Origin of the sequence: Bradyrhizobium cosmicum (genome assembly GCF_032290525.1) — a bacterium.
GTDB lineage: Bacteria > Pseudomonadota > Alphaproteobacteria > Rhizobiales > Xanthobacteraceae > Bradyrhizobium > Bradyrhizobium cosmicum_A.
Map to the genome: position 1 here is coordinate 1 of NZ_JASXTA010000424.1, position 251 is coordinate 251.

Below are 251 nucleotides of genomic sequence, written 5' to 3' on the forward strand. Positions count from 1 at the left end.
GCCAACGCCCCTCTCTCGAGACGGGATGGCCGGAGTTTTACCGGTGATTTGGGTCTGGCGCGAAGCGGAATATTTTTGATTCCAGGGCTTGACCTGATTTCTGAAAATCAGAAGTGACTTGCCCCATCGGATGATATGGGCGTTGACCGGGCGGCCGTCGCGCGGAACGAGGACTATGCGTTCCATCAGCGCCATCCCCATCATCAACAATCGCAACATCGACTCAATCCCGTCACGACACGCCCACGTTG

General features: G+C 56.6%; 1 protein-coding gene. It reads right to left on the bottom strand.

Annotation, left to right across the window (positions count from 1 at the left end):
• A partial coding sequence (locus QSV46_RS40450) for a hypothetical protein (RefSeq protein ID WP_314964307.1) occupies positions 1 to 219 on the bottom strand: 219 nt, incomplete at its 3' end.
• Positions 220 to 251: the final 32 nt, after the last annotated feature.